This window comes from Alsobacter ponti (assembly GCF_024294805.1).
GTDB lineage: Bacteria > Pseudomonadota > Alphaproteobacteria > Rhizobiales > Beijerinckiaceae > Alsobacter > Alsobacter ponti.
The window spans coordinates 12,775-38,742 of sequence record NZ_JANCLU010000018.1 but is presented as its reverse complement, the minus strand read 5'-3'; the positions used below and the strand labels follow the sequence as shown (position 1 = coordinate 38,742).

The window sequence follows — 25,968 nt, the reverse complement described above, 5'->3', positions numbered from 1 at the left end:
GGCGTGGAACCGACGGTTCCGGCGCGCGGTCAGAAGCGCAGCGGCTTCACTTGCTTCACACCCGCGATGCCCTGGATCCTGTCGATGACGGCGGCCGGCGCCTCGCCGTCCACCTCGACCAGCGCGATGGCCGATCCGCCCTGGGCGTCGCGCCCCAGCGCGAAGGTGGCGATGTTGACGCCGGCGTCGCCGAGCAGGCTGGCGAAGCGGCCGATGAAGCCGGGCTTGTCCTCGTTGGTCACGTAGATCATCGAGGGGCCGAACTCCGCGTCGACCTTGATGCCCTTGATCGCGACGATCCGCGGCTTGCCGTCGTGGAACACGGTGCCGGAGACAGAGCGCTCCTGCCGCTCGGTGACGACGGTGAGCGTGACGAGCGACTCGAAGTCGCCCTCGGCCTCGCGCGTCGTCTCCTCGATGGCGATGCCGCGCTCCTTGGCGACGATCGGGGCCGAGACGACGTTCACGTCCTGCAGCAGCGGCCGCAGCAGGCCGGCGATCGCCGCCGCCGTGAGCGCCTTGATCTTCAGGCCGGAGACCGCGCCCTCATAGGTGATGCGGACTTCCTTGATGCCGCTCTCGGTGAGCTGGCCGGCAAACGAGCCCAGGCGCTCGGCCAGCGCGATGAACGGCTTCAGGCGCGGCGCTTCCTCGGCCGTGATCGACGGGAAGTTGATGGCGTTGGAGATCGCCCCGCGGACGAGATAGTCCGACATCTGCTCGGCGACCTGGAGCGCCACGTTCTCCTGCGCCTCGTTCGTCGCGGCGCCGAGATGCGGCGTGCAGACAACGTTCGGCAGGCCGAACAGCGGGTTCTCCTTGGCCGGCTCCACCGAGAACACGTCGAAGGCCGCGCCGGCGACATGGCCGGACAGCAGCGCCTCGCGCAGCGCCGCCTCGTCGACGAGGCCGCCGCGCGCGCAGTTGACGATGCGCACGCCCTTCTTCGTCCTGGCGAGGTTTTCCGCCGACAGGATGTTCTTGGTCTGCGCCGTCATCGGCGTGTGAAGCGTGATGAAGTCAGCGCGGGCCAGCAGCTCGTCCAGCTCCACCTTCTCGACGCCGATGTCCAGCGCGCGCTCCGGCGAGAGGAACGGGTCGAAGGCCACGACCCGCATCTTCAGGCCCACCGCGCGGTCGGCGACGATGGAGCCGATATTGCCGCAGCCGATGATGCCGAGCGTCTTTCCCGTGATCTCGACGCCCATGAAGCGGTTCTTTTCCCACTTGCCAGCCTGGGTGGAGGCGTCGGCGGCGGGGATTTCGCGGGCCAGCGCGAACATCATCGCGATGGCGTGCTCCGCCGTGGTGATCGAGTTGCCGAAGGGCGTGTTCATGACGATCACGCCGCGCGCCGTGGCAGCCGGGATGTCGACGTTGTCGACGCCGATGCCCGCCCGGCCGACGACCTTCAGCCGCGTGGCGTTCTCCAGCAGCTTGGCGGTGACCTTGGTGGCGGAGCGAATGGCGAGGCCGTCATAGTCGCCGATGATGGCGGCGAGCTCGTCCTTGTCGATGCCGGGCCGGAAGTCGACCTCGACGCCGCGCTCCTTGAAGATGGCGACGGCGGCGTCGCTGAGCTGGTCCGAAATGAGAACGCGAGGGGTCATGTGGATGATCCTTGGTGAGCGCTCCCTGTGGGGAGCCGCGCCTGCGCGGCGCTGAAAAGGGGAATGATCCGTTGCGAGCGGCGTCCGCCCACCGCGCCCGGTGAACGGCGGACGCCCGGGCCGCCCTGGCGGCGGCCGGTCGTTACGCGCGGTCTGCCCTCCTGAGGGAGGGCGCGGCCGCGTCTCAGGCGGCCTGCGAGAGGGAGGACTTCGCCTGCTCGTACGCCCAGCCGACCCACTGCATGAGGGCGGCCACGTCGGATGTCTCGACCGTGGCGCCGCACCAGATGCGCAAGCCGGGAGGCGCGTCGCGGTACGCGCCGGTGTCGAAGCCGACGCCCTGCTTCTCGAGCAGGTCGGCGACCGACTTGGCGAAGGCGGCCTGACGGTCGGCCGGCAGCGCCCGCAGCTCGGGCGCGCCGAAGACAAGGCACACGCTGGTGTTGGACCGCGTGGCGGGATCCTTGGCCAGGAATTCGAGCCAGGGATTGGCCGCGACGTAGTCCGCGACGGCCTTGGTGTTGGCGTCGGCGCGGGCGATGAGCCCATCAAGGCCGCCGATCGAGGCCGCCCATTGCAGGGCGTCGATATAGTCCTCCACACACAGCATGGAGGGCGTGTTGATCGTCTCGCCCTGGAACAGGCCTTCGGTGAGCTTGCCGCCCGAGGTCATGCGGAAGATCTTCGGCAGCGGCCAGGCCGGCGTGTAGGTGGTCAGCCGCTCCGCCGCGCGAGGCGAGAGGATGAGCATTCCATGCGCGGCCTCGCCGCCCAGCACCTTCTGCCAGGAGAAGGTGACCACATCGAGCTTCGGCCAGTCGAGCCTCTGCGCGAAGGCTGCCGAGGTGGCGTCGCAGATGGTCAGCCCCTTGCGGTCGGTCGGGATCCAGTCGCCGTTCGGCACGCGCACGCCGGAGGTCGTGCCGTTCCAGGTGAACACGACGTCGTTGTCGAAGTTGACGGAGGCGAGGTCGACGATGTCGCCGTAGCCGGCCTTGATGACGCGGGCGTCCTTGAGTTTGAGCTGCTTGACGACGTCGGTGATCCAGCCCTCGCCGAAGCTCTCCCAGGCCAGCATGTCGACGCCGCGCGCGCCCAGGAGCGACCATAGCGCCATTTCCACCGCGCCGGTGTCGGACGCCGGAACAATGGCGATGCGGTAGTCCGCCGGAACCTGGAGAATGTCGCGGGTGAGGTCGATGGCCTGCTTCAGCTTCGCCTTGCCGACCTTGGCCCGGTGCGAGCGGCCGAGGGAGGCGTCCGAGAGGGCCTGGAGGTTCCAGCCGGGGCGCTTGGCGCAGGGGCCGGACGAAAAATGCGGATTGACCGGCCGCACGCCGGGCGTCGTCTTGCTCATGAGGTCCATCCTTTCAGATGGGCGCTCCGCGTTGGGGCGGAGTGTCCCGCCGCCGGAGGTACGGGAAGCGGAGCCGTTCGTCAAAGGAATTCCGACGCTCCATGACGAATGGTGGTCGGATTCACGACGATTTGGCGCGGCCGCGCTGCGGCTAGACCACGGCGCGACGAAGCGCGAGCGACACCTCCCCGCCGGGCATCGGCAGCCGGAACGGCACGCCGCCGAGATGCTCCTTGCCCAGTTCGACCCGCCGGGTGAAGGAAAAGCCCGGCTCGACCGTGAGGCCGGTGACCAGTTGCCCTCCTTCGAGTGCGTTGATCACCAGGTCCACCACGAGGCCGCCGTCGTCGAGATAGATCACCTGCCCCGACAGGGTGAGCTGGCCCTCCATCAGGCCCATCACGAAGCCGTCGCGCACGACGATGCCGCCGTCGCTCCAGCCGGCCTCCCCCACATATCGAATGACGTAGACGCCATCCTGTGCATGCATGCCCATCCTCCAGCCACGCAGCGGCTCGACGATGCTGGCCGGCAACCGACCGCATCGCCACCAACCGACGGCTGCATTCCGCTGCGTTCCAGGGGAGATTTGCGCGTTGGCGGCGCTCAGCCGCCGGCCAGCATCCAGCGCAGGCCGAGACGGATGTCGCCGACCGCCATGTCGCGCAAGCGAAGCGGCGCGGCGCCGCAGTCGCAGACGGCGAAGCCGCTGCGCGCGTCGCCGAGGTCGAGGTAGCGATAGGACAACTCCAGACGGACGCCCGGCGCGACATCATAGGCGACGCCCGCCATTGCCGCCCAGGCGAGGCTCCACTGCCCGCGTCCTCGCGCGCTGCCCGTCGACAGCGCGTCCGCGTAGCCGACGCCGTGGATGTCTGTCCACGCCGCGCCGATTCCGACGCCGACGAAGGGCGTCAGGCCATTCCAGGTGACGAGATCGACGAAGGCGTTGGCCATCAGCAGGGTGGACGCGACATCGCCCGACCAGCGGCCCGCGCGCGGCCCGCCGCCGTCCAGCCAAGCCTGCGTGGCGGAGAATTCGCCGCCGAAACGGCGCTCGACCGTCGCCTCCAGACGCACCCAGGATCCGATTCCGTAGCCGACTCCGAACTCAGCTCCGACGGGCTGGTCGAAAGCGGCGCCGCCGATGATGCCGGACGGCAGCGCGGAGGCGTCCGACTTCCTGGCCGCGCCCCAGGTCGGGACGCCGGCGTCGATGGTGCCGCGCAGATACAGGCCACCGGCGAGATCGGGCAGGACCGCCTCGACGTCATCGAGGCTCGGCAGGTCGGGCAGCGCGGGCTTCGACTGGGCGAACCCGGGCGTGCAGGCCGCCATAATGCCCCCGGCGAGCGCCCCCGCGAGCACGAACCCTCTGCAATCCATGAATCGTCACCCCGTGCCGCGCCGGCGCGCGCCGGTCGTTCCGGCACAGTGACCGGACGGGGGTTAAGGGGCGATTAACCCTAACGGCTGGTGAACGATCCCGCCGCCGGTGCGTGGCCGCGGGCGGCGATCAGGCCGCCGCCGCGGTCAGCGCCTCGACGACGTCGTCGACCGCGCTCTGGACGAGATCGCGGTCGTCGCCTTCCGCCATCACGCGGATCACCGGCTCGGTGCCGGAAGGCCGGATCACCAGCCGCCCGTTCTGGCCGAGCTTTTGCCGCGACGCCTCAATGGCCGTGACGACCGTCTCCTGCTCCAGCGGCTTGCCGCTGCGATAGCGGACGTTCTTGAGCACCTGCGGCAGCGGCTCGAAGCAGTGGCAGACCTCGCTCACGGGCCGGTTCTGCGCCTTGACGCAGGCCAGCACCTGCAGCGCCGCCACAAGGCCGTCGCCGGTGGTCGCGTAGTCCGACAGGATAATGTGGCCGGACTGCTCGCCGCCGAGGTTGTAGCCGTGCTCTCGCATGTGCTCCAGCACGTAGCGGTCGCCTACGGCGGTGCGCGCCAGCGAGAGGCCGAGCCCGCCGAGATAGCGCTCGAGCCCGAGATTGGACATCACCGTCGCGACGATGCCGGGCCGCGACAGCCGGCCCTCGTCGCGCCAGCTGCGCGCGACGACCGCCATCAGCTGGTCGCCGTCCACCAGGGCGCCCCTCTCGTCGACGATCACGACGCGGTCGGCGTCGCCGTCCAGGGCGATGCCGATGTCGGCGCGCAGCTCGCGCACCTTCTTGGACAGCGCGTCGGTCGCCGTGGAGCCAACGTCGCGGTTGATGTTGAAGCCGTCCGGCTCCACGCCGATGCTGACCACTTCCGCGCCGAGTTCCCACAGCGCCTCGGGCGCGACCTTGTAGGCGGCGCCGTTGGCGCAGTCGACGACGATGCGCAGCCCCTCGAGGTCGAGGTGGCGCGGCAGCGTCCGCTTGGCGAATTCGATATAGCGGGCGTGCACGCCCTCGATGCGCTTGGCCCGGCCGAGCCCGGCCGAGGGGGCGAGCCGCGCGCCGAGATCGGTGTCGATCAGCGCCTCGATCTCCCGCTCCATGTCGTCGGAGAGCTTGAACCCGTCCGGCCCGAACAGCTTGATGCCGTTGTCCTCGAAGAGGTTATGCGACGCGGAGATCATGACGCCGAGATCCGCCCGCAGCGAGCGGGTCAGCATGGCGACCGCCGGGGTCGGCATCGGCCCCAGCAGCATCACGTTCATGCCCACGGAGGTGAAGCCGGCCACCATCGCGTACTCGATCATGTAGCCGGAGAGCCGCGTATCCTTGCCGATGACCACGCGGTTCTGGTGTTCGCCGCGCCGGAAAGCGAGGGCGGCCGCCTGGCCAACCTTGAGCGCGAGGTCGGGCGTGATCACCCGGTTGGCGCGTCCGCGGATGCCGTCGGTTCCGAAATACTTCCTGGTCATGCGCTCCCCTTGCGGTCGCCGGGCCATGAGGTCCGGCGACCCTTATGCCTCAGGTTAGCTAATAACGTGACTCACTTTTGATTTCAGATCCTAACAGTCCCGCTCACGCATTTCCTCAATGCTGGTCCGCCGCGAACGCCGCGTCCGCAAGATCGCGCGCCGTCTTGTCCGCGCTCTGCAGCCCGTGGAAGAACACGTTGAGCACGACGGCCACGATGGATGCCAGCAGGATGCCCGAATCGAGCAGCGGCTGCAGGCTTTCGGGCAGTTTCTTGAGCAGCGTCGGCGCGACCAGCGGGATCATTCCGAAGCCGATCGAAATGGCGACGATGAACAGATTGTTCCTGTTGCCGGCGAAATCGACGGCGGCGAGGATGCGGATACCCGTCGCCGCCACCATGCCGAACATCACGATTCCCGCGCCGCCCAGCACCGCCATCGGCACGGATTCGACCAGCGCGCCCAGCTTCGGGATCAGGCCCAGCGCCACCAGGATGAGGCCGCCCGCCACCGCAACGTAGCGCGAGCGCACGCCGGTGACGCCCACCAGGCCGACATTCTGGGAGAACGACGTGTAGGGGAAGGTGTTGAACAGGCCGCCGATCAGCGTGCCGACGCCGTCCGCCCGCAGACCTCGCGTCAGGTCGTCCTGCGTCACCGGCGTCCCGGTCATTTCGCCGAGCGCCAGGAACATGCCGGTCGACTCGATCATCACGACGATCATCACCAGGCCCATGGTCAGGCAGGCGACGACGTCGAAGGTCGGCGCGCCGAATTGCAGGGGCAGGACGAGCCCCACCCAGGGAGCAGCGGCGACCTTGGAGAAGCTCATCTCGCCGAGAATCGCGGCCAGCACGCAGCCGGCCACGATGCCGGTGAGCACCGCCACGTTGGCGATGAAGCCCTTTCCGTATTTCAGCACCGCCAGGATCGCCAGCAGCACGAACAGCGACATGCCGAGGTTGAGCGGCGCGCCGAAGGTGGGAGCGGTAGGCAGGCCGCCGCCGACCCAGTTGATGCCGATGCGCATCAGCGAGATGCCGATGGTCGTGATGATCGCGCCGGTCACGACCGGCGGGAAGAGCGGCAGCATGCGGCTCATGAATGGCGCGAGGACGATGCCGAACACGCCGGCGGCGATCACCGCGCCGTAGATGCCCTGAAGCCCGATCGTGGGATTGGCCGCCATCGCCAGCATCGGGCTGACCGAGGCGAAGGTGACGCCCATCATCACCGGCAGGCGGATGCCGACCCACGGCAGCCCCCACGATTGCAGAAGGGTGACGAGGCCGCAGACGAACAGGTCGGCGCTGATCAGGAAGGCCACCTGCTCAGGCGGCAGTTTCAGCGCCCGCCCGACGATCAGCGGCACGGCCACCGCGCCGGCGTACATGACGAGAACGTGTTGAATGCCCAGCGCCGCCAAACGCGGCACGGGGAGTTTTTCGTCCACCGGACGTATCGTCTGATTCATGGTTGCCCCTCCAGCTTTCCGGGTCTGCGGCCCGGTCAAGCAAACACTATGCCGTTTTGGACCGGCGTGTCAGGGAGGGACGAACGCGGTTCACACATGAAAACGCCCGGCGCGAGGCCGGGCGTGTCGTCGTCGAGGCAGGCGGCTCAGGCCTGAGGCTGAGGCTCCATGCCGCCATCGGGCTCCGGCCGCGGCCGTCCCTTGCCGGCGCTCGGCACCATCGGGGAGGTGCGGCTCGGCGGCTCGTCGGGCATGTCGCGCACCGGCGGCTTGCCGGCCAGCAGGTCGCGGATCTCGTCGCCCGTGAGCGTTTCGAATTCCAGCAAGCCCTTGGCGATCTTCACGAAATCGTCGTGCTTCTCGGCGATGATGCGGCGCGCCTCGGTATAGGCTTCCTCGATCAGGCGGCGGACCTCCTGGTCGATCTTCTGCGCCGTCGCCTCGGACACGTTCTGCTGGCGGGAGACCGACATGCCGAGGAACACCTCGTCCTGGTTCTCGCCATAGGCCACGGTTCCGAGCTCGTCGGAGAAGCCCCAGCGCGTCACCATGGCGCGGGCCAGCTTGGTCGCCTGCTCGATGTCGCTCTGCGCGCCGGAGGTGATGTTCTCCTTGCCGAAGGTGATCTCCTCGGCGATGCGGCCGCCCATCATGATGGCGAGGCGCGAAGTCATCCACTTGTAGCGATAGGAGTAGCGGTCGCCCTCGGGCAGCTGCATGACCATGCCCAGCGCGCGCCCGCGCGGGATGATGGTAGCCTTGTGCAGCGGATCCGCCGACGGGACGTTCAGCGCCAGGATGGCGTGACCGGCCTCGTGATAGGCGGTCAGCTCCTTCTCCTCCTGCGTCATGACGGTGGAGCGGCGCTCCGCGCCCATCATGATCTTGTCCTTGGCGTCCTCGAACTCGGCCATGGTGACGATGCGCTTGTTGCGCCGCGCCGCCAGCAGGGCCGCCTCGTTGACGAGGTTCATCAGGTCGGCGCCCGAGAAGCCGGGCGTGCCGCGCGCGATCACCTTGAGGTCGACGTCCGGCGCCAGCGGCACCTTGCGGACATGGACGCGCAGGATCTTCTCGCGGCCGGTGACGTCGGGGTTGGACACGACGATCTGGCGGTCGAAGCGGCCGGGACGCAGCAGCGCCGGGTCCAGCACGTCGGGGCGGTTGGTCGCCGCGATGATGATGATGCCCTCGTTGGGCTCGAAGCCGTCCATCTCGACGAGCAGCTGGTTCAGGGTCTGCTCGCGCTCGTCGTTGCCGCCGCCCAGGCCGGCGCCGCGATGGCGGCCGACCGCGTCGATCTCGTCGATGAAGATGATGCAGGGCGCGTTCTTCTTGGCCTGCTCGAACATGTCACGCACGCGGCTGGCGCCCACGCCGACGAACATTTCGACGAAGTCCGAGCCGGAAATGGTGAAGAACGGCACGTTGGCCTCGCCCGCGACCGCGCGCGCCGTCAGCGTCTTGCCCGTGCCGGGAGGGCCGACGAGAAGCACGCCGCGCGGAATGCGTCCGCCCAGCCGCTGGAATTTCTGCGGATCGCGCAGAAATTCGACGATCTCCTGCAGGTCTTCCTTGGCTTCGTCGATGCCGGCGACGTCCTCGAAGGTGACGCGCCCGTGCGCCTCGGTCAGCAGCTTCGCCTTCGACTTGCCGAACCCCATCGCCTTGCCGCTCGCGCCCTGCATCTGCCGCGACAGGAAGATCCAGGCGGCGATGAAGACGATCAGCGGCATCCAGTTGATCAGCAGGGCCAGGAACCACGGCAGGTTCTCCTGCTGCGGCTTGGCCGAGAAGTTCACGCCCTTCTGAGACAATTTCTGCACGAGCGAGGGATCGTTCGGAGAATAGGTCTGGAACGGACGCCCGTCGGACAACGTCCCGTGAATCTCCGGGCCCTGGATCACCACGTTGGAGACGCGGCCAGAATCCACCTCGTTCAGGAACTGGCTGTAGTTCATCTCGAACGAGCCGCCCCGCTGTCCAGGGTTCTGGAACAGCGTGACAAGCGCCAGCACGAGGAGAAAGATGATCACCCAGAGGGCGAAGTTCCGGACGTTCGGATTCATTACCGATCGATCGCCTTGGTGAGGCCCGGGGCCGAGAAGGCATGGTCCGGACGCGTTGCGTAAGCTCTATTTAGGTTCGAGACCGCGAATTGCCAAGTGAACGCCAACAGGGAACGCCAACCAGGGAACGCGAAAGAGCGAACGCTCACGATCCCCGCCATCGGCTTACCGGGATCCCGGCGAAGCTCAGGCTTGGACCAGCATGCCACTGACGCCTTTGCGGATCATGAAGATCCGTCCGCCTTCGTTAAAGCGCGCCGACCCCGCCGACGTTCCTTCTCCGCCGAAATCGTGACCTGACCAAGGCCGTCGAGCGCCGTCACCGCCCCGGCCAGGCTGCGGGTAAGCCGGTGGCCCCGCCGCGCCGCAGCGGAAAGGTCGGCGGCCAGGCTCTCCAGCCGCTCCAGCCGGACGGGCCCGTGACGCTCGAGTTCGAGCTGCAGGACGCGCAGCATGATCTCGTCAGGCTCGCCCAGCAGCCCGGGCCCGAACACGCGCCGGTCGGCCTCTTGCGAGAGATGGCGCGCGTGGGCGGCGCGCGCCGCCTCGTCCAGCGCGGCGTCCGCCCGCGCGGCGCGCCGGGCCAGCGCCGCCAGTCGGGCGGCGTCCAGCCCCTCCTCCGCCAACATTGCGGCCAAACGGCGTGTCCGAGTTCGACCGAAGCGGGGATCTGCGTTGGAGGGGTCGCGCAGCCAGTCCTGCCCTGCTTGCGTCAGCGTGGCCAGCAGTCGCGATTTCGAAACGTCGAGAAAGGGCCTGACGAGGAACAGCCCGCCGAGCGGCCTCGATTTCCTCATCGCCGCAAGGCCCCTCACTCCGGAGCCGCGGGTGAGGCGCATCAGCACCGTTTCGGAGAGGTCGTCGCGGTGGTGCGCCGTCACGATATGCGTCGCGCCGACCCGTTCGGCTTGCTGGGCGAGCAGGGCGTAGCGCGCCTCGCGCGCCGCCGCGTGGATGCGGGTGGCGGGCTTGCGGCCCGTCCAGCGCAGCACGGCGTGGGGGACCCGGCGTTCGGCGCACCATTCCGCCACCCGCTCCGCCTCCCCGGCCGACTCCGGCCGCAGTCCGTGATCGACCGTCGCGGCGAACAAGGGCGGCGCGCCGCCACGTTCGCGCCAGAGCGCGGCGAGATGAAGCAGGGCGACGGAATCCGGCCCCCCCGAGACCGCGAGCAGCACGCCCGCGCAGCCGGCGTCCCGACCGATCAGCGGGGCCAGCAGCGTCGCGGCTTCATCGGGGACGATGGGGTCGTCGGGGCCGGCGGGCATCTCCGGGCGCGCCGGTCAGCAATTGCCGCGACGAGCCTCGCGCTCGATCGAGGCCCGCAGCTCGGGCGAGGCGGAAGGATACTTGCGGCCGATTTCGCCCAGCGTGGCGCAGGCCTGTTCCGGCTGGCCCATGCCGCGGAGCGACATCGACAGCTTCAGCAGGCTTTCCGGCGCGACCCTGGAGGAGCCGAAGCTCTTGTAGATTTTGAGATACTGCTCGACCGCGTCCGGATAGCGGGCGCGCTGGTAATAGGTCTCGGCCAGCCAGTACGTGGCCTCGGGAGCCATCCTGTCGCGCGGGTAGGTTTGCAGGAACTGCCGCAGCGCCATCTCCGCCTGATCGTACTGGCGCTGCTTCACGAGCCCGACAGCCATGGCGTACTCGTCGGCAGCCAGCCCCGTTCCGACCGACGTGGCGGGCGGAGCCGAACCGGTGACCAGCGGCGCGCCCGGCGCGGGAACCGGCTCCGGCGGCAGGCCGGGGGCCGAAAGGCCGCCGAGCCTGCGCGGGGCGGTGCTGAGGTCGAGCGGACCCGGCTGGGCGTCGTCGTCGGCGAGCAGGCCGCCGTCGTCCAGCGCACCGCGCGGCAGGGCGATCTCCGGCCCGGGAAGAGGTGGCGCCGGGGCAGCGGCGTCGGACGGCAGGCTTCCGAGCACGCGGGGCGCGCCGGGAGCGTTCGGCTGCTGGGCGGGGTCGAAGGCGTCGCCGCGCTTCTGCGGGACCGGCTGCGGGGTGGGCGGAGCGGCCGGTCGGGGCGGGGACGCGGCGGGCGTCGCGCCGGCGGACGGCCGGGCCGAAGCGGCCGGCTTCATGTCCTGGAACCGGAACTCGACATCCTGCTCGAACTTCTGGAGCCGGTCCTGCAACGTCTTGTTCTGGAACTGGAGCTGCTCGATCTGGCCCGACATCTGGCGCAGCTGGCTTTCCAGCCGGTTCACCCTCAGCAGCAGGTCGGCCGCGTCCTGGGCGCGCGTGGGCGCGGCGGTCGCGAGGAGCAACAGGGCTGCGAAGGCCCAGGCGAACTGGCGGGTCATGGCGCGATCTTCATCGAAGAGAGTTGACGACCGCATCTAACATGGTGCGCCCCGCGGGCCAAAATGTGGTTCCGCGGGGACGCAAACGTGGCCTTGGCCGCTGCGTCGAGATCGGCAGCCGCCGAAAGGGCTTACATGCCGGCCGCGCCACCGAGCACGGTGACCGCGCGGCGGTTCTGAGACCAGCAGGAGATGTCGTCGCACACCGCGACCGGCCTCTCCTTGCCGTAGGAGATCGTCTTGATTCGGCCGGCGTTCACGCCGCGGGACGCCAGGTAGTCGCGAGCCGCCTGGGCGCGGCGCGCGCCGAGCGCGAAATTGTACTCGCGCGTGCCGCGCTCGTCGGCGTGACCCTCCATGGTGATCTGGTAGCGCGGGTACTGGTTCAACCACTGCGCCTGCTTGTCGAGCGTCGCCGTCGCCGTGGGGGTCAGATCCGACGAATCCGTCTCGAAGAACACGCGGTCGCCGACGTTCACGACGAAGTCCTGCGCCGAGCCCGGCGCGCCGCCGCCCGCGCCCATGCCGCCGAGGCCGCCCGGCCCCGCGCCGAGGCCGGCCGCGTCGGCCGCCTTGTCGGACGAACAGGCGGCGAGCGTCATGGCCGCGCCGAGCGCGAAAGCCAGTTTGGCGACATGCGCCGCGCGAACGAAACCCGTCATGGACTACTCCTTGTCAGTGGGCGTGACATTGAATGGTTAGCCCGACCCTTACGCCCGGTTGGTTAAGCGAAGGTTCTGTCAACCCTGACCGAAGGTTTCGGAGCGGTGTGGCCGGCGAGTCGTTGGCTCCATGGTTAACCGGGCGTGAATGGCCAAACTGCGGCGGCGCGGCTGACGAAAATGGCCGGGACGAGCCCGGCCATTCGAAATATCGGCGATGACGCGCCGGCGACACGCCGACTGAAGGAAGAGGCTTACTCCTCGCCGTCCTCGTCGCGGGGCCGCTTGAGCTGCTTGAGCTTGGCGAACACGGTGTTGACGTCGATCGCCTCTTCCTCTTCCGGCTCCTTCTTCGCGGTGAGCGAGCCGAAGGGGGAGGCCGGTGCTTCCTCCCGGGCAGTCGTCACCTCGGCCGGCAGCAGGGTCTGGTTGCCCTCCTCCGCCGCCACGGCCGGGCGGTCCTTGGCGGAGCGCGCGACCTCGAAGTCGAGGTCGATCTGCGAGCACAGGCCCAGCGTCACGGGGTCCATCGGGGCCAGCTGCGCCGTATTCCAGTGAGTGCGGTCGCGGATCTGCTGGATGGTCGTCTTGGTCGTGCCGACGAGGCGCATGATCTGCGCGTCCTTCAGCTCGGGATGGTTGCGCAGCAGCCAGAGGATGGCGTTGGGGCGGTCGTGACGGCGCGACAGCGGGGTGTAGCGAGGGCCCTTCTTGCGCTTCTGCTCGGGAAGGCGGACCGAGGACACCGCCAGCTTCATGCGATAGTTCGAATCCTTCTCGGCCCGCTCGATCTCCTCGCGGGTGAGCTGGTTCGCGCTGACCGGATCGAGGCCCTTGATGCCCGCCGCGACCTCGCCGTCGGCGATGCCCTTCACCTCGAGCGGATGCAGATTGCAGAACGCCGCGATCTGGTCGAACGAGAGGGACGTGTTGTCGACCAGCCAGACGGCGGTCGCCTTCGGCATCAGCGGGCCTGTGCTCATGTCGGTCTCCTTGGCGAAACCTCGCATTGGCGAGGGCAAGGCGGCTCGCGCTCCGACCGGGCCTTCCGGCCGGAGCCCCGATCACGCCTGACTAAACGGGGATTGCCCTCCATATAAGCCGCGCGGTGCGCCGATGCAATTCACCATTCGGCACGCGGTGGCGGCCGGGCGAAACCGCGCTTTCCCGGTCAGTCCACGGTGAGCACGATCTTGCCGATATGCGCGCCGCTCTCCATCAGGGCGTGGGCCTGCGCCGCCTGTTCCAGCGGGAAAGTGGCGTGGACAAGCGGCCGTACCCGCCCGGGCCCGACCAGCGGCCAGACCCGCGCCTCGAGCTCAGCGGCGATCGCCGCCTTCTCCGCCACCGAGCGCGAGCGCAGCGTCGAGCCCGTGTGGGTCAGGCGCTTGAGCATGATGCGCCGGAAATCGACCTCCGCCACCGACGAGCCCTGGAAGGCGATCTGCACGACCCGCCCGTCCATCGCCGCCGCTTCATAATTGCGCTGGATGTAGTCGCCGCCCACCATGTCGAGAATGACGTCGACGCCCCTCCCGCCGGTCGCCTGCTTCGCCTCGGCGACGAAGTCCTGCGTCTTGTAGTTGATCGCGAGGTCCGCCCCGAGCCGCAGACAGGCGGCACATTTCTCGTCGGAACCCGCGGTGACGAGTACCCTGGCCCCGAACGCCTTGGCGAGCATGATGGCGGTGGTGCCGATGCCCGACGTGCCGCCATGCACCAGCAGCGTCTCGCCCTCTTTCAGGCGGCCGCGCTCGAACACGTTGGTCCAGACGGTGAAGAACGTCTCCGGCATCGCCGCGGCGTCCACCAGCGACAGACCATCCGGCACGGGCAGCGCGTTGCTCTCGTGCACGGTACAAAATTGGGCGTAGCCGCCGCCGGCGACGAGCGCGCAGACGCGATCGCCGATCGACCAGCGCGTCACGCCTTCGCCCACCGCCGCCACCGTGCCGGCTATCTCGAGGCCCGGAATGTCGGACGCGCCCGGCGGCGGCGGGTACAGCCCCTTGCGCTGCATGACGTCCGGCCTGTTGACCCCGGCCGCCGCCACCGCGACCAGAACCTCCCCCGCTCCGGGCACAGGGACCGGCCGCGTGCCCGGAACCAGCGCCTCGGGTCCGCCGGGCCGTTCGATGGCGATGGCCGTCATGTCGCGTGGGAGCGGAGTGGTCATGCGGTTCTTGCTCCTTGAGCCGTCCGGATTCGCGCCCTCGGCGCGGCGGTCTTGAGAGACGGCCGATTTTCTTACTACACTGGCGCGATCGTCCAGAGCGGACCTAGAACCAGGGACATGCCATGGCCGACCCGTTCACGGAAGAACTGCCGCGCCCCAAACCCGCCATGCACGAGATCGGGCAGGATCTCTCCATGCTGTCGGTCGACGAGCTCGCGGAGCGCGCCGAGATGCTGCGCGCCGAGATCGCCCGCATCGAGACGGCGAAGGCGGCGAAGCTCGACTCCCGCCGCGCAGCCGAGGGCTTCTTCAAGATGTGATCCGGGACCGGCGTGGGCCCGCAATGGCTGCCTCGCCGGCGGCCGGGCGGCCATTCGGAATCCGTTAATATTAACCCGGAATTTACCTTTCGAGGGTAAGACGGTCCCATCCAGACCTTCTGGATGTGAGTGGCTCCTGTCCACTCTGTTTGACGCCTCCCTGAATACCACCTTCACGGCCGCCTCCGGGCGGCCTCTTTTTGACGCCCGCACGGCCGTCTCCGGGCGGTCTCCTATCGGCGCGTGTCCGATTCGGCGCGCCAGCCCCTCCGTCTCCTCCCCGTTGTTTTTCCGCGGTAAGGTTAACGAAACGTTGCTGCGGCGCGGCCGCGCGCGGCGCGTTAGGTTGTGTCGTTCGCGACCCGCCGGGAGCCGATCCCGTTCGCATGCGTTGCAGCCAAAAGGATGTTGGAAGGGCGTTGGGGAATGAGCGACGTGCAGTGGGGCCGCAGGCTGGACGAGCCCGTCTCGTTCGCGGAATCGTTTGTCCACTCGGACGCGTTCAAGGTTCTGTTTCGCGAGGGCATGGACCTCGTTGAAAGCACGGCGGCCTATCTCGACGGCGAGGGCCGCGAGCAGGCGAAAGCCCTGCCGCGCATGATCGCCCTCTCCTACGCCAGCGAGAGCATGCGCCTCACGACGCGGCTGATGCAGCTCGCCTCCTGGCTGCTGCTGCAGCGCGCCGTGGCCGAGGACGAGCTGTCCGTCGAGGAGGCCCGGGCGCAAAAGGACAAGGTCCGCCTCTCGCACCAGGCGCCGGTGAACGGCCCGGACGGCGTTGACGAACTGCCGCAGCAGCTGAAGGACCTGGTCAGCCAGTCGCTGCGCCTGCAGGAGCGCATCCTGCACCTCGACAGCCTGATGGAAGGCCGCGCCGAGCCGCGCCCCGCCATGCCCAATCCCGTCGCTATGCAGCACCTGCTACTGCACAACGCCTTTTCCATCTGATTTCCGCCCGGCCGGCGCGCGCCTCCCGCCATCCGGCCGCCCGGCCTCCACGCACCTCCCAAACGCAAAAAGGCCCCGGACTCGGGGCCTTTCAGCATTGGCGCCCGGCGAGCCGAGCGAAGCGCGAATCTTAGCGACCCAGGCCGAAGCCGCCGAACTTGCTGTTGAAGCGCGACAGGCGGCCGCCGCGGTCCATCAGCTGCTGCTGGCCGCCCGTCCAGGCCGGATGGGACTTGGAGTCGATGTCGAGCTGCATCACGTCGCCCTCCTTGCCCCAGGTGGAGCGGGTGAAGAACTCCGTGCCGTCAGTCATGACGACCTTGATGGTGTGATAGTCGGGGTGGATCTCGGCCTTCATCGTATTCCTCGCAGGTCGCAGCAGCGCCCCGTTTCGTCTATAGGGACTGGGAAATGGGATTGCCGCCCCTATAGCGCAGCCTGCCTGCGCGCACAAGCGGCGCGACCGAGTTTGCAGAGTCTGGCGAAGAAGGCTTGATATGAGTGACGCGGCCACACAAGCGCTGACGCCCGAGGGCGCCGACGCGAAGGACAAGAAGACTTCCCTGCGGGCGCTGCTGCCCCTTCTTCCCTATGCCCTGCGCTACCGAGGCCGCATCGCCGCCGCGCTGGTGGCCCTCGTGGTGGCGTCGCTGGCCACGCTGGTGGTGCCGCTCGCGGTGCGGCGCATGGTCGACTACGGCTTCTCGCCGGAAGGCGCGGACCTCATCGACCGGTATTTCGGGGTGATGATCCTCGTCGTCGCCGTGCTCGCCGGAGCCAGCGCCTCCCGCTACTACTTGGTGATGACGCTGGGCGACCGGGTGATGTCGGACGTGCGGACGGCCGTGTTCACGCACCTCACCCGCCTCGACCCCGGCTTCTACGACACGGTGAAGTCGGGCGAGATCGTCTCGCGCCTCACCGCCGACACCACCCAGATCCGCTCCGCCTTCGGGTCGAGCGCCTCGGTGGCGCTGCGCAACCTGGTGCTCTTTATCGGCGCCGCCGCCATGATGGTGATCACCAGTCCGCGCCTGTCGTCGCTGGTGCTGATCGCCATTCCGGTGATCGTGCTGCCGCTCGTCGCCTCCGGCCGGTCCGTGCGCCGGCGTTCGCGGCTGGCCCAGGATCGGCTGGCCGACGCGTCCGCCTACGCCACCGAGGCCATCGGCTCGACCCGCGTCATGCAGGCCTTCACCGCCGAACCCTCGGCCGTGGCGCGCTTCAGCGCCGCCGTGGAGGAGGCGTTCGAGGCCTCGCGGGCGACGACGATGGCGCGCGCGATGCTCACCGCCGTGGCGATCTTCCTGATCTTCGCCAGCGTCGTCGCGGTGCTGTGGTACGGCGCGCAGGACGTGCTCTCCGGGCAGATCACCGGCGGCCGCCTGTCGCAGTTCGTGCTCTACGCCGTGTTCGCCGCGGGTGCGCTGGGCGAACTCTCGCAGGTGTGGAGCGAGGTGAGCGCCGCCGCCGGAGCGGCGGGCCGCATCGCCGAGATCCTGGCCGTCAAGCCGCGCATCGAAGCGCCTGCCCAGCCGCTGGCGCTGCCGGAACCGCCGCTCGGGACCGTCGAGTTCCGCGACGTGCGGTTCGCCTATCCGAGCCGGCCCGACGGCCCCATCCTGCACGGCCTCCACCTGTCGGTGGCACGCGGCGAGCGCGTCGCGGTGGTCGGGCCTTCGGGGGCCGGCAAGAGCACGCTGGTGCAGCTGCTGCTGCGCTTCTACGACCCGCTGAGCGGCGACGTTCTGGTCGACGGCGTGCCGATCACCCGCGTCGATCCGCGCGCCCTGCGCCGGCGCATGGCGTTCGTGCCGCAGGATCCGGTGGTGTTCGGGGCCACCATCGCCGAGAACATCCTGTACGGACGGCCGGACGCGAGCCGCGCCGACATGGAGCGCGCCGCCGCGCTGGCCGCCGCCGACGAGTTCATCCGGGCGCTGCCGCAGGGCTACGAGACGCGCGTCGGCGAGCGCGGCGTGACGCTGTCGGGCGGCCAGCGCCAGCGCATCGCCATCGCCCGCGCAATCCTCCGCGACGCGCCGATCCTGCTCCTCGACGAGGCCACCTCGGCGCTCGACGCCGAGAGCGAGACGCTGGTGCAGGCGGCGCTCGACCGGCTGATGGAAGGCCGCACGACCATCGTCATCGCGCACCGCCTCGCCACCGTGCTGAAGGCCGACCGCATCCTGGTCATGGACGAGGGCCGCATCGTCGAGCAGGGCACTCACGCGGAGCTCGTCAACGCCGGCGGGCTCTACGCCCGACTGGCGCGCCTGCAGTTCGAGGCGGGCGCGGCGGCGCTCAGCCTCGACCGCGCGGCGGAATGACGGACGATCCGGCCGCCGGGCCCCGCCTCAGACGAGCGGCCCGGCCGGCCGCTTCATGTGCAAGATCGGCAGGCCTGAGCGTTCGCTGACGCCCGTGCCCACGGTGACGAAGCCCTCGCGCCCGTAGAACCGCACGGCGCGGGGATTGTCGACGTTGACGTGCAGCTCCAGCCCTCCCGGAGCGCGCTCGACAGCGTGCGCCAGCAGCGTCCGCGCGAGCCCCGTGCCCCACAAGGCGGGCGCGATGGCGATCTGGTCGAGATAGCCGGTCGGGGGGTCGACGGTAAGAAGCCCGACAAGGCGCGCGCCCTGCTCGGCCACGACGATCTCCGCCCCCGCGGCCGCGAGGGCGTCGAGATGGGCGGCGAACCAGTCCCGCCGCGCGTCGAAGTCGAAGTCGGGCAGCACGGAGCGCCACGCCGCCACCCACAGCTCGGTCAGCGCGGGCAGGTCGTCCGCGCGCAGGGCCCGCAATGAGGTCGCGTCGCCGGCCATGGCGGCCTCCTCAGCGTTCGGTGAGCTTCAGCTCGATCCGGCGGTTGCGGCGATAGGCTTCCTCGCTGTCGCCGAGTTCGAGCGGCTGGAACTCGCCGAACCCGGCCGCCACCAGCCTCTGCGGCGGCACGCCCTTGGAGATCAGGTACTGCACCACCGCGATGGCACGCGACGCGGAGAGCTCCCAGTTGTTCTTGAACTGGCCCGCGCCCGAGAGCGGCCGCTTGTCGGTATGGCCGTCGACGCGCAGCACCCAGGGGATGTCGGCCGGGATCTGCTTGTCGAGGTCGACCAGCGCCTGGCTGAGCTTGTCCATTTCCTGCTGGCCGGCGGGGTTCAGCGTCGCCTGGCCGGGATCGAAGAACAGCTCCGACTGGAAGACGAAGCGGTCGCCGACGATGCGGATGTCCGGCCTGTTGCCGAGCACCTGCCGCAGGCGGCCGAAGAACTCGGAGCGGAAGCGCGCCAGCTCCTGCACTTTCTGCGCGAGGGCGACGTTGAGCCGCGAGCCGAGATCGGCGATGCGCGCCTGGGATTCCTTGTCGCGCTGCTCGGAAGCGTCCAGGGCCGCCTCGAGGGAGGCGAGTTGGCGGCGCAGCGCGGCGATCTGCTGGTTGAGGATCTCGACCTGCGACAGCGCCCGCGCGGAAACCTGCTTTTCGGCATCCAGCTGGCGGTTGAGGGCGGAGACCTGCCCGCCCGACGACGCCGCGCTGGCGCTGCTGGAGTCGACCTGGCCCTGAAGCCGGCTGCGCTCCGCCTCGCTGGCCTTCAGCGTGTCGGTCAGCATGGCGATGTTGTCCTCGAGGGACTTGCGGTTGATCTTCTCGAGGGCCAGCAGGTCGGTCAGCTCCGAGATCTGCCGGTTGAGGCGCGTCAGCGCAGTGTCCTTGTCGGTCACCTGCTGGCTCAGGAAGAACTGCGCCAGCACGAACACCGTGAGCAGGAAGACGATCGCCAGCACCAGCGTGGACAGGGCGTCCACGAAGCCGGGCCAGTAGTCGATCGTCCTCTGCCCGCGACGGGTCCGGCTTCCGGCCATCGTCTCTCCTCAGTCCCGCCGGCGCGCCACGGTCACAGCCGGTCGGGCTCCGGCGCGAGCCGTTCCAGCACGCGCTTCATCTCCGCCTCGCGGGCGGCCTGTGCCTCCACCCAGTCGCGGATCAGTTGCTGCTCCGAGCGCATGTGCTGCACCAGCGCCTGGATGCCCTCGGCGAGGTTCGCCAGAGCCTGGGTGGTGTTGCGCCCGCCGCCCTGTTCGAGCACGGCCACGGTGAGGCGGTCCAGCACGGCGCGCAGGTCCGACGCGCCGTCGAGGGCCGGCAGGCCTTCCACGCCCGGCTCGGACACCGTGGTGGTCAGCCAGTCCTCCAGCTCGTTGTAAAATCGGTTCTGCGCCTGGCCGGCCTGCAGGTCGAGGAAGCCGAGCACCAGCGAGCCGGCGAGGCCGAACAGCGAGGACGAGAACGAAATGCCCATACCGCCGAGCGGGGCGGCGAGGCCGCTCTTGAGGTCCTCGAACATCAGCGCGGCGTCGGCGCCGCTCTTCATGGTCGAGATGACCCGCCCCACCGAGCCGACCGTCTCCAGCAGGCCCCAGAACGTACCGAGCAGGCCGAGGAACACCAACAGGCCGGTGAGGTAGCGGCCAATGTCGCGCCCCTCGTCCAGGCGCATGCCCACCGTGTCGAGAATGGCGCGCAGGGTCGCGGTGCTGACGCCGGCGCCCTGCCGGTTGGCGAGCAGCGTCGCCATCGGCATCAGCAGCACCGGCTTGTCCTGCGGCATCAGCCCGGGCTCGGCCCGGCGGAAGCTGTTGACCCAGCGCACTTCCCGAAACAACCGGATGACCTGCCGGAAGGCCAGCACCACGCCGATGAACAGCACGCCGAAGATGACGCCGTTGAGCGCCGGGTTGGCCATGAAGGCGCTGGCGATCGCCCGGTAGAGGATCAGCGCCACGAACCCCGCCAGCACGATGAACACCGCCATCCGCACCACGTAGATGCGCGGCGGCGAGAGGCGATGGGGGTCGAGCGGGTCTGCCATTGGTCCTCAGCGAATCCGACTTGGGGCAAGCGCCACGATCAATTTCGCCGCCATGCAACGCTCAGGCAAGCGGCGGGGGCCGGTGAACACGGGAAAATCGACGTTCCCGGCCTCAGGCGACCGAGCGCGCCTCCTTCAGCATGGTGAGAAGCGCCGCGTGCATCGCCTCGTTCCCGCACACGATGGTGTCGGCGGCCAGCACGTCGTCCTTTCCCCAGGCGTCGGAGACGAATCCGCCGGCCTCGCGCACCATCAGCGCCCCCGCGCAGCAGTCCCACGAGTTCAGGCCCTGCTCCCAGTACGCGTCGTAGCGGCCGGCGGCCACATAGGCCAGGTCGAGCGCCGCCGCGCCCATGCGGCGGACGCCCGAGGTCTTCACCATCACCTTTGCAAGCTGCTTCAGGAAGCCGGGGTGGTCGCGTCGGCCGATTGTCGGGATGCCGGTCGCGAACACGGCGTCGAGCGTGTCGGTGCGCTGCGCCACGCGCATGCGCTTGTTGTTTATGTACGCGCCCTTGCCCCGCTCGGCGATGAACAGCTCGTCCTTGGCGGGGTCGTAGACCACGCCGGCGACGATGACGCCGTCGCGGACAAGACCCAGCGAAATGGCGAAGTGCGGGATGCCGTGCAGGAAGTTGGTGGTGCCGTCGAGCGGGTCGAGGTGCCAGTAGTGCATGCCGTCGCGCGCCTCGACGCGCCCGCTCTCCTCCATGACGAAGCCGAAATCCGGTCGCGCCTTGAGGAGGGATTCCCGGATCACCGTCTCGGCCCGATGGTCGGCGGCCGACACGAAGTCGCCCGGCCCCTTGCGCGACACCTGGAGGTTCTCGACCTCGCCGAAGTCGCGGCGCAGTCCCTTGGCCGCCTTCATCACGGCGTCGACCATCACGGTCATGAGGGGTGAGCGGATCATGGTGGCTCCTGCAGGCTGTCACGGGCCGCGGCGGGGCGGCGGAACTGGGGCGGGCATGGGCCTCGCGGGCCGTTCATCAACGTCATGCGGCCCGGCGCGTCAAGTTCCGCGTCCCCATGGGCCGCCTGGCGGCGGGGCTACGCGCCCGATCTTGCCCTAGCCGAAACCGTCGAGCCAGCGGCGCGCCGCGTCCTCGGCGCGGTCGCGCTCGGCCGGGGTGAGGCCGCGCAGCGCGTCGTCGAGCCACTGGTCGGCCATGCCGCGCGCGCTGGCGAGCTGGTGCCACTTTGCGGCGGCGACGAGGTCCTTCGGCAGGCCCCGCCCCGCGGCGTAGATGCGCGCCAGGCGGTTCTGCGCCACCGGATTGCCGAGCTCCGCGGCGCGGCGGAACATCTTGGCCCCCGCCGTCTCGTCGCGCGTGACGCCCTCGCCGTTGAACAGCATGATGGCGTATTCCACCATCGCGGCGCCGTTGTGGTTCTCGGCCGCCAGCGACAGCCACATCGCCGCCTGCGCCGGGTCGCGTTGCACCCCGCGCCCCTGCTTGAACAGCACGCCCATGGCGTATTGGGCCTCCGGCTCGGAGGACTCGGCGGCGCGGCGGAACAGGTCGATGGCGCGCGCGTCGCTCTGGGGGGTGTTCTCCGCGAGAAGCAGCAGGCCGAGATTGTAGGCGGCGGCCGGCGTCTTCGGCGCGGCGCTTTCGAGCAGCCGGCGGCCGGCGGCGGGATCCTTGGCCACGCCTCGGCCGTCCAGCGTCAGCATGGCCAGCGCGAACGCGCCCTGCGCGTCGCCGCGCGCCGCCGCCAGGCGATACCACTCGCCGGCCTTGGTCCAGTCCTGCCGGACGCCGTAGCCGTTGGCGTAGAGCTCGCCGATGAGCGTCATCGCCGCGCCGTCTGACGGGTCGGTCTCGATCCGCTTCGACGCCTCGCGGAAGGCGGTGAGGTAGAGCCCGCGCTGGAACGCGCCGTAGGCGAGGTCGGTGACCGGGCCATAGGCCCCCGGCCGGCGGGCATAGGCGGTCGGGCCGCCCGGGAGCACCGGCTCGGGCGTGGCCGAGAGCGTCGGCGCGCCGGGCGTGGCGTCCGGTCGCAACACGTTCTGGGCGGCCGCCGGCGCGACGCCGGCGAGCGCCAGCAGAAGCCAGGGCAGCGCGCGGCGCATGCTCAACGCCGCGCCTCCGGCGCCTGGGCGATGGCGGCCAGCGCGCCGCGCACCGCCTCGGCCGCGCTGCCGGGCCGCGCGAAGCAGTCCGGACCCAGCGCGACGAACTCGCATCCGGTCGCCGCCATGTCGCCGGCCTGCCCGGTCTCGGCGACGTAGCCGACGCAGGGCACCTCGAACAGCTCGGCCCACCAGCCGACACGCTCCAGCACGCCGGACAAAGGCGGCGCGGAGCCGTCCTCGCGCGGTTCGCCGAACAGCACGTAGTCGCAGCCCGTCTCGGCCGCCTCCATCGCGTCGTGGCGGGCGCGCAGCCCGCCGACGCCGACGATGCGCTCGTGCGGCTTGAGGGCCTGCAGCGTCGGGCCCAGCGCCTCGGGCCCGGTGAGGTGGACGCCGTCCGCGCCGGCGCGCGCCACGATGGGCGCTGCGTCCTCCAACAACGCCGCCGCGCCGGCCTCCTGCACGATGGCGACGAGCGGCTTCACCGCCTTTGTCAGCGTGCGCTCGTCGAAAGCGGGCAGGCGCAGGATCACCGCGTCCACGCGGCCGGCGGCGAGCGCGGCCCGCAGTTCGGCAGCGAGCGGGCCAGGCCAGGACTCCGGTGTGGCGGAGGCCGGAACCGGCGGCGTCATCAGAACGAGGCGGGCGCGGTCGGTCATGGTCCTGCGGCGGCTTCCGGCGGGGCGACGCCCCGGCCATTGACGATGAAAGCCCCCGCCGTTTCCGGCGAGGGCGCGAAGGCTGCGGGGCCGGAGCCCCGGCGCGGCCTGTGCAGTCTACTCGGCGGCCTTCGCGGCGCCAAACTGCGGGTCGAGCGCGCCGGAGGCGTAGCGCTTGGCCATCTCGGCCGGCGGCAGGATGCGGCCGATCTTCGACGCCTTGCCGGCCGTCCAGAACTCCTCGAGCCGCTGCTTGCACAGCTTGGTCATCGCTTCCATGGCGGGCTTGAGGTACTTGCGCGGGTCGAACTCGCCCGGCTGCTCGGTCAGTACCTTGCGGATCTGGCCCGTCATCGCCATGCGGTTGTCGGTGTCGATGTTGATCTTGCGGACGCCGTGCTTGATGCCGCGCTGGATCTCCTCCACCGGCACGCCCCAGGTCTGGGGCATTTTGCCGCCGTACTGGTTGATGATGTCCTGGAGGTCCTGCGGCACCGAGGACGAACCGTGCATCACCAGGTGCATGTTCGGCAGCTTGCGGTGGATCTCCTCGATCACGTGCATGGCGAGGATGGCGCCGTCGGGCTTGCGCGAGAACTTGTACGCGCCGTGCGAGGTGCCCATGGCGATGGCCAGCGCGTCGACCTTGGTGGCGCGCACGAACTCGACCGCCTCGTCCGGGTTGGTGAGCAGCTGGTCGTGGCTCAGCTTGCCCTCGGCCCCGTGGCCGTCCTCCTTGTCGCCCATGCCGGTCTCGAGCGAGCCGAGCACGCCCAGTTCGCCTTCCACCGAGATGCCGCCGAGATGGGATATCTGGACCACTTGGCGGGTGACGCCGACATTGTACTCCCAGTCGCCCGGCGTCTTGCCGTCCTCCTTGAGGGAGCCGTCCATCATCACGGAGGTGAAGCCCGCCTGGATCGCGGTCATGCAGGTGGCGGCGTTGTTGCCGTGGTCGAGATGCACGCAGACGGGAATGTGCGGATAGATCTCCGTCACCGCGTCCATCATGTGCTTGAGCATGATGTCGTTGGCGTACTGGCGCGCCCCGCGCGAGGCCTGGATGATGACCGGGGCGTCGACCGCGTCGGCCGCGGCCATGATCGCCAGCGCCTGCTCCATGTTGTTGATGTTGAAGGCAGGGACGCCGTAGCCGTGCTCGGCGGCGTGGTCCAGCAACTGCCTCAGCGTGATCCGCGACATCGCTCTCTCCTGAATGTTCTTGCGCGCAGGTGTGACGGTCGTTCGTGTCTATAAGATGTTCCGGATGCATCCGAAACAGCTGAAGCCCGGCAACGGTTCAGACTTTCAGACAGGGGACTTTCGCGCCGTGCCGGCCCGCGTCAGGCGCGCAGGACGCGGACGCCCGGCAGGTCCTTGCCTTCCAGCCACTCGAGGAACGCCCCGCCCGCCGTCGACACGTAGGAGAACGCCTCGCCGACGCCGGCGTGGTTGAGCGCCGACACCGTGTCGCCGCCGCCCGCCACGGAGAGCAGTTCGCCCGCCCGCGTCAGCCGCGCCGCCTCGCGGGCCACCGCCGTGGTGCCCGCGTCGAACGGCTCCAGCTCGAACGCGCCGAACGGGCCGTTCCAGACCAGCGTCCGGGCCTTGGCCAGCCGGGCGTTCACGGCGGCGATCGAGGCCGGGCCGATGTCGAGGATCATGTCGTCCGGCCCCACGCCGTCGACCGACACGACCTTGCTCGGCGCGTGGGCCTTGAACTCGGAGGCGACGGTGGCGTCCACGGGCAGCACGATCTCGCAGCCGGCGGCCTTGGCGGCGTCGAGAATGGCGCGCGCTGTGTCGAGCAGGTCCTTCTCGCACAGCGACTTGCCGACCGCCTTGCCCTGCGCGGCGAGGAAGGTGTTGGCCATGCCGCCGCCGATGACGAGGACGTCGACCTTCTTCACCAGGTTGCCGAGCAGGTCCAGCTTCGACGACACCTTGGCGCCGCCCACCACGGCGAGCACCGGGCGGCGCGGGGCCTCGAGCGCCTTCGACAGCGCCTCGACCTCCGCCTGCATGGTGCGTCCGGCATAGGCCGGCAGCACGTGGCCCAGCCCCTCCGTGGACGCGTGGGCGCGGTGCGCGGCGGAGAACGCGTCGCTCACCCAGATGTCGCCGTTTTCGGCCAGTGCCTTCACGAAAGCCGGGTCGTTCTTCTCCTCCTCCGGATGGAAGCGGGTGTTCTCCAGGAGCACGATGTCGCCCGGCTTCATCGCGTCGACCGCCGCATTCGCGGCCGGGCCGACGCAATCCTCCGCGAAGCCCACGGGCCGGCCGAGATGCCGCGCCACCTCTTTGGCCACGGGAGCCAGCGAGTCTTTCTCGGAGCGGCCCTTCGGCCGGCCGAAATGGGCGAGCAGGATCACCTTGCCGCCCTTGTCGGCGATCTCGCGGATGGTCGGCAGCACGCGGTCGATGCGCGTGGCATCGGTGACGACGCCGTTGTCCATCGGCACGTTGAGGTCGACGCGGAGCAGGACGCGCTTGTTGGCGACGTCGACGGAGTCGAGAGTGCGGAAGGCGGTCATGGGCCCCTCTGATCGCTTGGCGTGACAGCAAAACGCCCC

24 protein-coding genes are annotated in these 25,968 nt (G+C 69.6%); 3 read left to right on the top strand and 21 right to left on the bottom strand.

Annotated features, from left to right (window positions below; genetic code table 11):
• Window positions 1-29: 29 nt before the first annotated feature.
• The 12 genes from serA to NK718_RS16705 all read right to left on the bottom strand — a co-directional run bounded on the left by serA (window position 30) and on the right by NK718_RS16705 (window position 14,511).
• Window positions 30-1,610, bottom strand: a complete 1,581-nt coding sequence (serA, locus tag NK718_RS16760; protein WP_254744613.1) for a phosphoglycerate dehydrogenase — start codon at window positions 1,608-1,610, stop codon at window positions 30-32.
• Between the two features lie 184 nt (window positions 1,611-1,794).
• Window positions 1,795-2,967 carry a phosphoserine transaminase gene (locus tag NK718_RS16755; RefSeq protein WP_254744611.1) on the bottom strand — a complete coding sequence of 391 codons (1,173 nt, stop codon included), beginning with the start codon at window positions 2,965-2,967 and terminating at the stop codon, window positions 1,795-1,797.
• A gap of 151 nt (window positions 2,968-3,118) precedes the next feature.
• Window positions 3,119-3,457: a hypothetical protein gene (locus tag NK718_RS16750; protein WP_254744609.1), complete on the bottom strand. Its 339-nt coding sequence runs from the start codon at window positions 3,455-3,457 to the stop codon at window positions 3,119-3,121.
• A 116-nt stretch (window positions 3,458-3,573) separates the two neighbouring features.
• Entirely contained in the window at window positions 3,574-4,353 is a 780-nt protein-coding gene (locus NK718_RS16745) for an outer membrane protein (protein WP_254744607.1), read from the bottom strand.
• A gap of 130 nt (window positions 4,354-4,483) precedes the next feature.
• The gene (gene glmM, locus NK718_RS16740) at window positions 4,484-5,827 is read right to left on the bottom strand and encodes a phosphoglucosamine mutase (RefSeq protein WP_254744605.1); all 1,344 of its coding nucleotides are present in this window, start codon (window positions 5,825-5,827) and stop codon (window positions 4,484-4,486) included.
• A gap of 115 nt (window positions 5,828-5,942) precedes the next feature.
• A complete protein-coding gene (locus NK718_RS16735) occupies window positions 5,943-7,301 on the bottom strand; it encodes a nucleobase:cation symporter-2 family protein (RefSeq protein WP_254744603.1) in 1,359 nt (452 codons plus the stop codon).
• 146 nt (window positions 7,302-7,447) lie between these two features.
• Complete coding sequence (gene ftsH / locus NK718_RS16730; RefSeq protein WP_254744601.1) at window positions 7,448-9,370, bottom strand: ATP-dependent zinc metalloprotease FtsH; 1,923 nt, start codon at window positions 9,368-9,370, stop codon at window positions 7,448-7,450.
• 224 nt (window positions 9,371-9,594) lie between these two features.
• Complete coding sequence (tilS, locus tag NK718_RS16725) at window positions 9,595-10,638, bottom strand: tRNA lysidine(34) synthetase TilS (RefSeq protein ID WP_254744599.1); 1,044 nt, start codon at window positions 10,636-10,638, stop codon at window positions 9,595-9,597.
• Between the two features lie 15 nt (window positions 10,639-10,653).
• Window positions 10,654-11,673, bottom strand: a complete 1,020-nt coding sequence (gene ybgF / locus NK718_RS16720; RefSeq protein ID WP_254744597.1) for a tol-pal system protein YbgF — start codon at window positions 11,671-11,673, stop codon at window positions 10,654-10,656.
• 131 nt (window positions 11,674-11,804) lie between these two features.
• Window positions 11,805-12,335 (bottom strand): peptidoglycan-associated lipoprotein Pal, encoded by a 531-nt coding sequence (gene pal, locus NK718_RS16715; protein ID WP_254744595.1) that lies wholly within the window; start codon window positions 12,333-12,335, stop codon window positions 11,805-11,807.
• 254 nt (window positions 12,336-12,589) lie between these two features.
• Window positions 12,590-13,318 carry a DUF1013 domain-containing protein gene (locus NK718_RS16710; RefSeq protein WP_254744593.1) on the bottom strand — a complete coding sequence of 243 codons (729 nt, stop codon included), beginning with the start codon at window positions 13,316-13,318 and terminating at the stop codon, window positions 12,590-12,592.
• Window positions 13,319-13,506: 188 nt separating this feature from the next.
• Window positions 13,507-14,511: an NAD(P)H-quinone oxidoreductase gene (locus NK718_RS16705; RefSeq protein WP_254744591.1), complete on the bottom strand. Its 1,005-nt coding sequence runs from the start codon at window positions 14,509-14,511 to the stop codon at window positions 13,507-13,509.
• A 122-nt stretch (window positions 14,512-14,633) separates the two neighbouring features.
• Between NK718_RS16705 and NK718_RS16700 the strand changes: the two genes are divergently transcribed.
• Window positions 14,634-14,831 (top strand): DUF1192 domain-containing protein, encoded by a 198-nt coding sequence (locus NK718_RS16700; protein WP_254744589.1) that lies wholly within the window; start codon window positions 14,634-14,636, stop codon window positions 14,829-14,831.
• 426 nt (window positions 14,832-15,257) lie between these two features.
• Window positions 15,258-15,779: a protease adaptor protein RcdA gene (gene rcdA, locus NK718_RS16695; RefSeq protein WP_254744587.1), complete on the top strand. Its 522-nt coding sequence runs from the start codon at window positions 15,258-15,260 to the stop codon at window positions 15,777-15,779.
• A 130-nt stretch (window positions 15,780-15,909) separates the two neighbouring features.
• Here rcdA and rpmE read toward each other — a convergent pair whose 3' ends face one another.
• Entirely contained in the window at window positions 15,910-16,137 is a 228-nt protein-coding gene (gene rpmE, locus NK718_RS16690; protein WP_254744585.1) for a 50S ribosomal protein L31, read from the bottom strand.
• 139 nt (window positions 16,138-16,276) lie between these two features.
• Here rpmE and NK718_RS16685 point away from each other — a divergent pair, with 139 nt between their 5' ends.
• A complete protein-coding gene (locus tag NK718_RS16685) occupies window positions 16,277-18,109 on the top strand; it encodes an ABC transporter transmembrane domain-containing protein (protein ID WP_254744583.1) in 1,833 nt (610 codons plus the stop codon).
• Window positions 18,110-18,136: 27 nt separating this feature from the next.
• Here NK718_RS16685 and NK718_RS16680 read toward each other — a convergent pair whose 3' ends face one another.
• From NK718_RS16680 to NK718_RS16645, 8 genes are all read right to left on the bottom strand, one after another.
• Window positions 18,137-18,604: a GNAT family N-acetyltransferase gene (locus NK718_RS16680; protein ID WP_254744580.1), complete on the bottom strand. Its 468-nt coding sequence runs from the start codon at window positions 18,602-18,604 to the stop codon at window positions 18,137-18,139.
• 10 nt (window positions 18,605-18,614) lie between these two features.
• The gene (locus NK718_RS16675) at window positions 18,615-19,646 is read right to left on the bottom strand and encodes a peptidoglycan -binding protein (protein WP_254744577.1); all 1,032 of its coding nucleotides are present in this window, start codon (window positions 19,644-19,646) and stop codon (window positions 18,615-18,617) included.
• 32 nt (window positions 19,647-19,678) lie between these two features.
• The gene (locus NK718_RS16670; protein ID WP_254744575.1) at window positions 19,679-20,653 is read right to left on the bottom strand and encodes a flagellar motor protein MotA; all 975 of its coding nucleotides are present in this window, start codon (window positions 20,651-20,653) and stop codon (window positions 19,679-19,681) included.
• 112 nt (window positions 20,654-20,765) lie between these two features.
• Window positions 20,766-21,566 carry an inositol monophosphatase family protein gene (locus NK718_RS16665; RefSeq protein ID WP_254744573.1) on the bottom strand — a complete coding sequence of 267 codons (801 nt, stop codon included), beginning with the start codon at window positions 21,564-21,566 and terminating at the stop codon, window positions 20,766-20,768.
• Between the two features lie 156 nt (window positions 21,567-21,722).
• On the bottom strand, window positions 21,723-22,733 hold the full coding sequence (locus NK718_RS16660) for a tetratricopeptide repeat protein (protein ID WP_254744691.1): 1,011 nt from the start codon (window positions 22,731-22,733) through the stop codon (window positions 21,723-21,725).
• Window positions 22,734-22,735: 2 nt separating this feature from the next.
• Window positions 22,736-23,395: a thiamine phosphate synthase gene (locus NK718_RS16655; protein WP_254744571.1), complete on the bottom strand. Its 660-nt coding sequence runs from the start codon at window positions 23,393-23,395 to the stop codon at window positions 22,736-22,738.
• Window positions 23,396-23,512: 117 nt separating this feature from the next.
• On the bottom strand, window positions 23,513-24,598 hold the full coding sequence (gene fba / locus NK718_RS16650) for a class II fructose-bisphosphate aldolase (RefSeq protein ID WP_254744569.1): 1,086 nt from the start codon (window positions 24,596-24,598) through the stop codon (window positions 23,513-23,515).
• A gap of 140 nt (window positions 24,599-24,738) precedes the next feature.
• Window positions 24,739-25,929 (bottom strand): phosphoglycerate kinase, encoded by a 1,191-nt coding sequence (locus NK718_RS16645; protein ID WP_254744567.1) that lies wholly within the window; start codon window positions 25,927-25,929, stop codon window positions 24,739-24,741.
• Window positions 25,930-25,968 lie beyond the last annotated feature (39 nt).

What these genes read in the sequence shown, in the direction of transcription:
- tilS (WP_254744599.1), bottom strand. Translation starts at nt 10,638, where the DNA reads ATGCCCGCCGGCCCCGACGACCCCATCGTCCCCGATGAAGCCGCGACG.
- NK718_RS16645 (WP_254744567.1), bottom strand. Translation starts at nt 25,929, where the DNA reads ATGACCGCCTTCCGCACTCTCGACTCCGTCGACGTCGCCAACAAGCGC.
- NK718_RS16670 (WP_254744575.1), bottom strand. Translation starts at nt 20,653, where the DNA reads ATGGCAGACCCGCTCGACCCCCATCGCCTCTCGCCGCCGCGCATCTAC.
- NK718_RS16705 (WP_254744591.1), bottom strand. Translation starts at nt 14,511, where the DNA reads ATGACCACTCCGCTCCCACGCGACATGACGGCCATCGCCATCGAACGG.
- ftsH (WP_254744601.1), bottom strand. Translation starts at nt 9,370, where the DNA reads ATGAATCCGAACGTCCGGAACTTCGCCCTCTGGGTGATCATCTTTCTC.
- NK718_RS16755 (WP_254744611.1), bottom strand. Translation starts at nt 2,967, where the DNA reads ATGAGCAAGACGACGCCCGGCGTGCGGCCGGTCAATCCGCATTTTTCG.
- NK718_RS16750 (WP_254744609.1), bottom strand. Translation starts at nt 3,457, where the DNA reads ATGCATGCACAGGATGGCGTCTACGTCATTCGATATGTGGGGGAGGCC.
- NK718_RS16745 (WP_254744607.1), bottom strand. Translation starts at nt 4,353, where the DNA reads ATGGATTGCAGAGGGTTCGTGCTCGCGGGGGCGCTCGCCGGGGGCATT.
- NK718_RS16735 (WP_254744603.1), bottom strand. Translation starts at nt 7,301, where the DNA reads ATGAATCAGACGATACGTCCGGTGGACGAAAAACTCCCCGTGCCGCGT.
- serA (WP_254744613.1), bottom strand. Translation starts at nt 1,610, where the DNA reads ATGACCCCTCGCGTTCTCATTTCGGACCAGCTCAGCGACGCCGCCGTC.
- NK718_RS16660 (WP_254744691.1), bottom strand. Translation starts at nt 22,733, where the DNA reads ATGCGCCGCGCGCTGCCCTGGCTTCTGCTGGCGCTCGCCGGCGTCGCG.
- NK718_RS16685 (WP_254744583.1), top strand. Translation starts at nt 16,277, where the DNA reads ATGAGTGACGCGGCCACACAAGCGCTGACGCCCGAGGGCGCCGACGCG.
- NK718_RS16680 (WP_254744580.1), bottom strand. Translation starts at nt 18,604, where the DNA reads ATGGCCGGCGACGCGACCTCATTGCGGGCCCTGCGCGCGGACGACCTG.
- rcdA (WP_254744587.1), top strand. Translation starts at nt 15,258, where the DNA reads ATGAGCGACGTGCAGTGGGGCCGCAGGCTGGACGAGCCCGTCTCGTTC.
- NK718_RS16700 (WP_254744589.1), top strand. Translation starts at nt 14,634, where the DNA reads ATGGCCGACCCGTTCACGGAAGAACTGCCGCGCCCCAAACCCGCCATG.
- rpmE (WP_254744585.1), bottom strand. Translation starts at nt 16,137, where the DNA reads ATGAAGGCCGAGATCCACCCCGACTATCACACCATCAAGGTCGTCATG.
- pal (WP_254744595.1), bottom strand. Translation starts at nt 12,335, where the DNA reads ATGACGGGTTTCGTTCGCGCGGCGCATGTCGCCAAACTGGCTTTCGCG.
- ybgF (WP_254744597.1), bottom strand. Translation starts at nt 11,673, where the DNA reads ATGACCCGCCAGTTCGCCTGGGCCTTCGCAGCCCTGTTGCTCCTCGCG.
- glmM (WP_254744605.1), bottom strand. Translation starts at nt 5,827, where the DNA reads ATGACCAGGAAGTATTTCGGAACCGACGGCATCCGCGGACGCGCCAAC.
- NK718_RS16665 (WP_254744573.1), bottom strand. Translation starts at nt 21,566, where the DNA reads ATGATCCGCTCACCCCTCATGACCGTGATGGTCGACGCCGTGATGAAG.
- NK718_RS16655 (WP_254744571.1), bottom strand. Translation starts at nt 23,395, where the DNA reads ATGACCGACCGCGCCCGCCTCGTTCTGATGACGCCGCCGGTTCCGGCC.
- fba (WP_254744569.1), bottom strand. Translation starts at nt 24,598, where the DNA reads ATGTCGCGGATCACGCTGAGGCAGTTGCTGGACCACGCCGCCGAGCAC.
- NK718_RS16675 (WP_254744577.1), bottom strand. Translation starts at nt 19,646, where the DNA reads ATGGCCGGAAGCCGGACCCGTCGCGGGCAGAGGACGATCGACTACTGG.
- NK718_RS16710 (WP_254744593.1), bottom strand. Translation starts at nt 13,318, where the DNA reads ATGAGCACAGGCCCGCTGATGCCGAAGGCGACCGCCGTCTGGCTGGTC.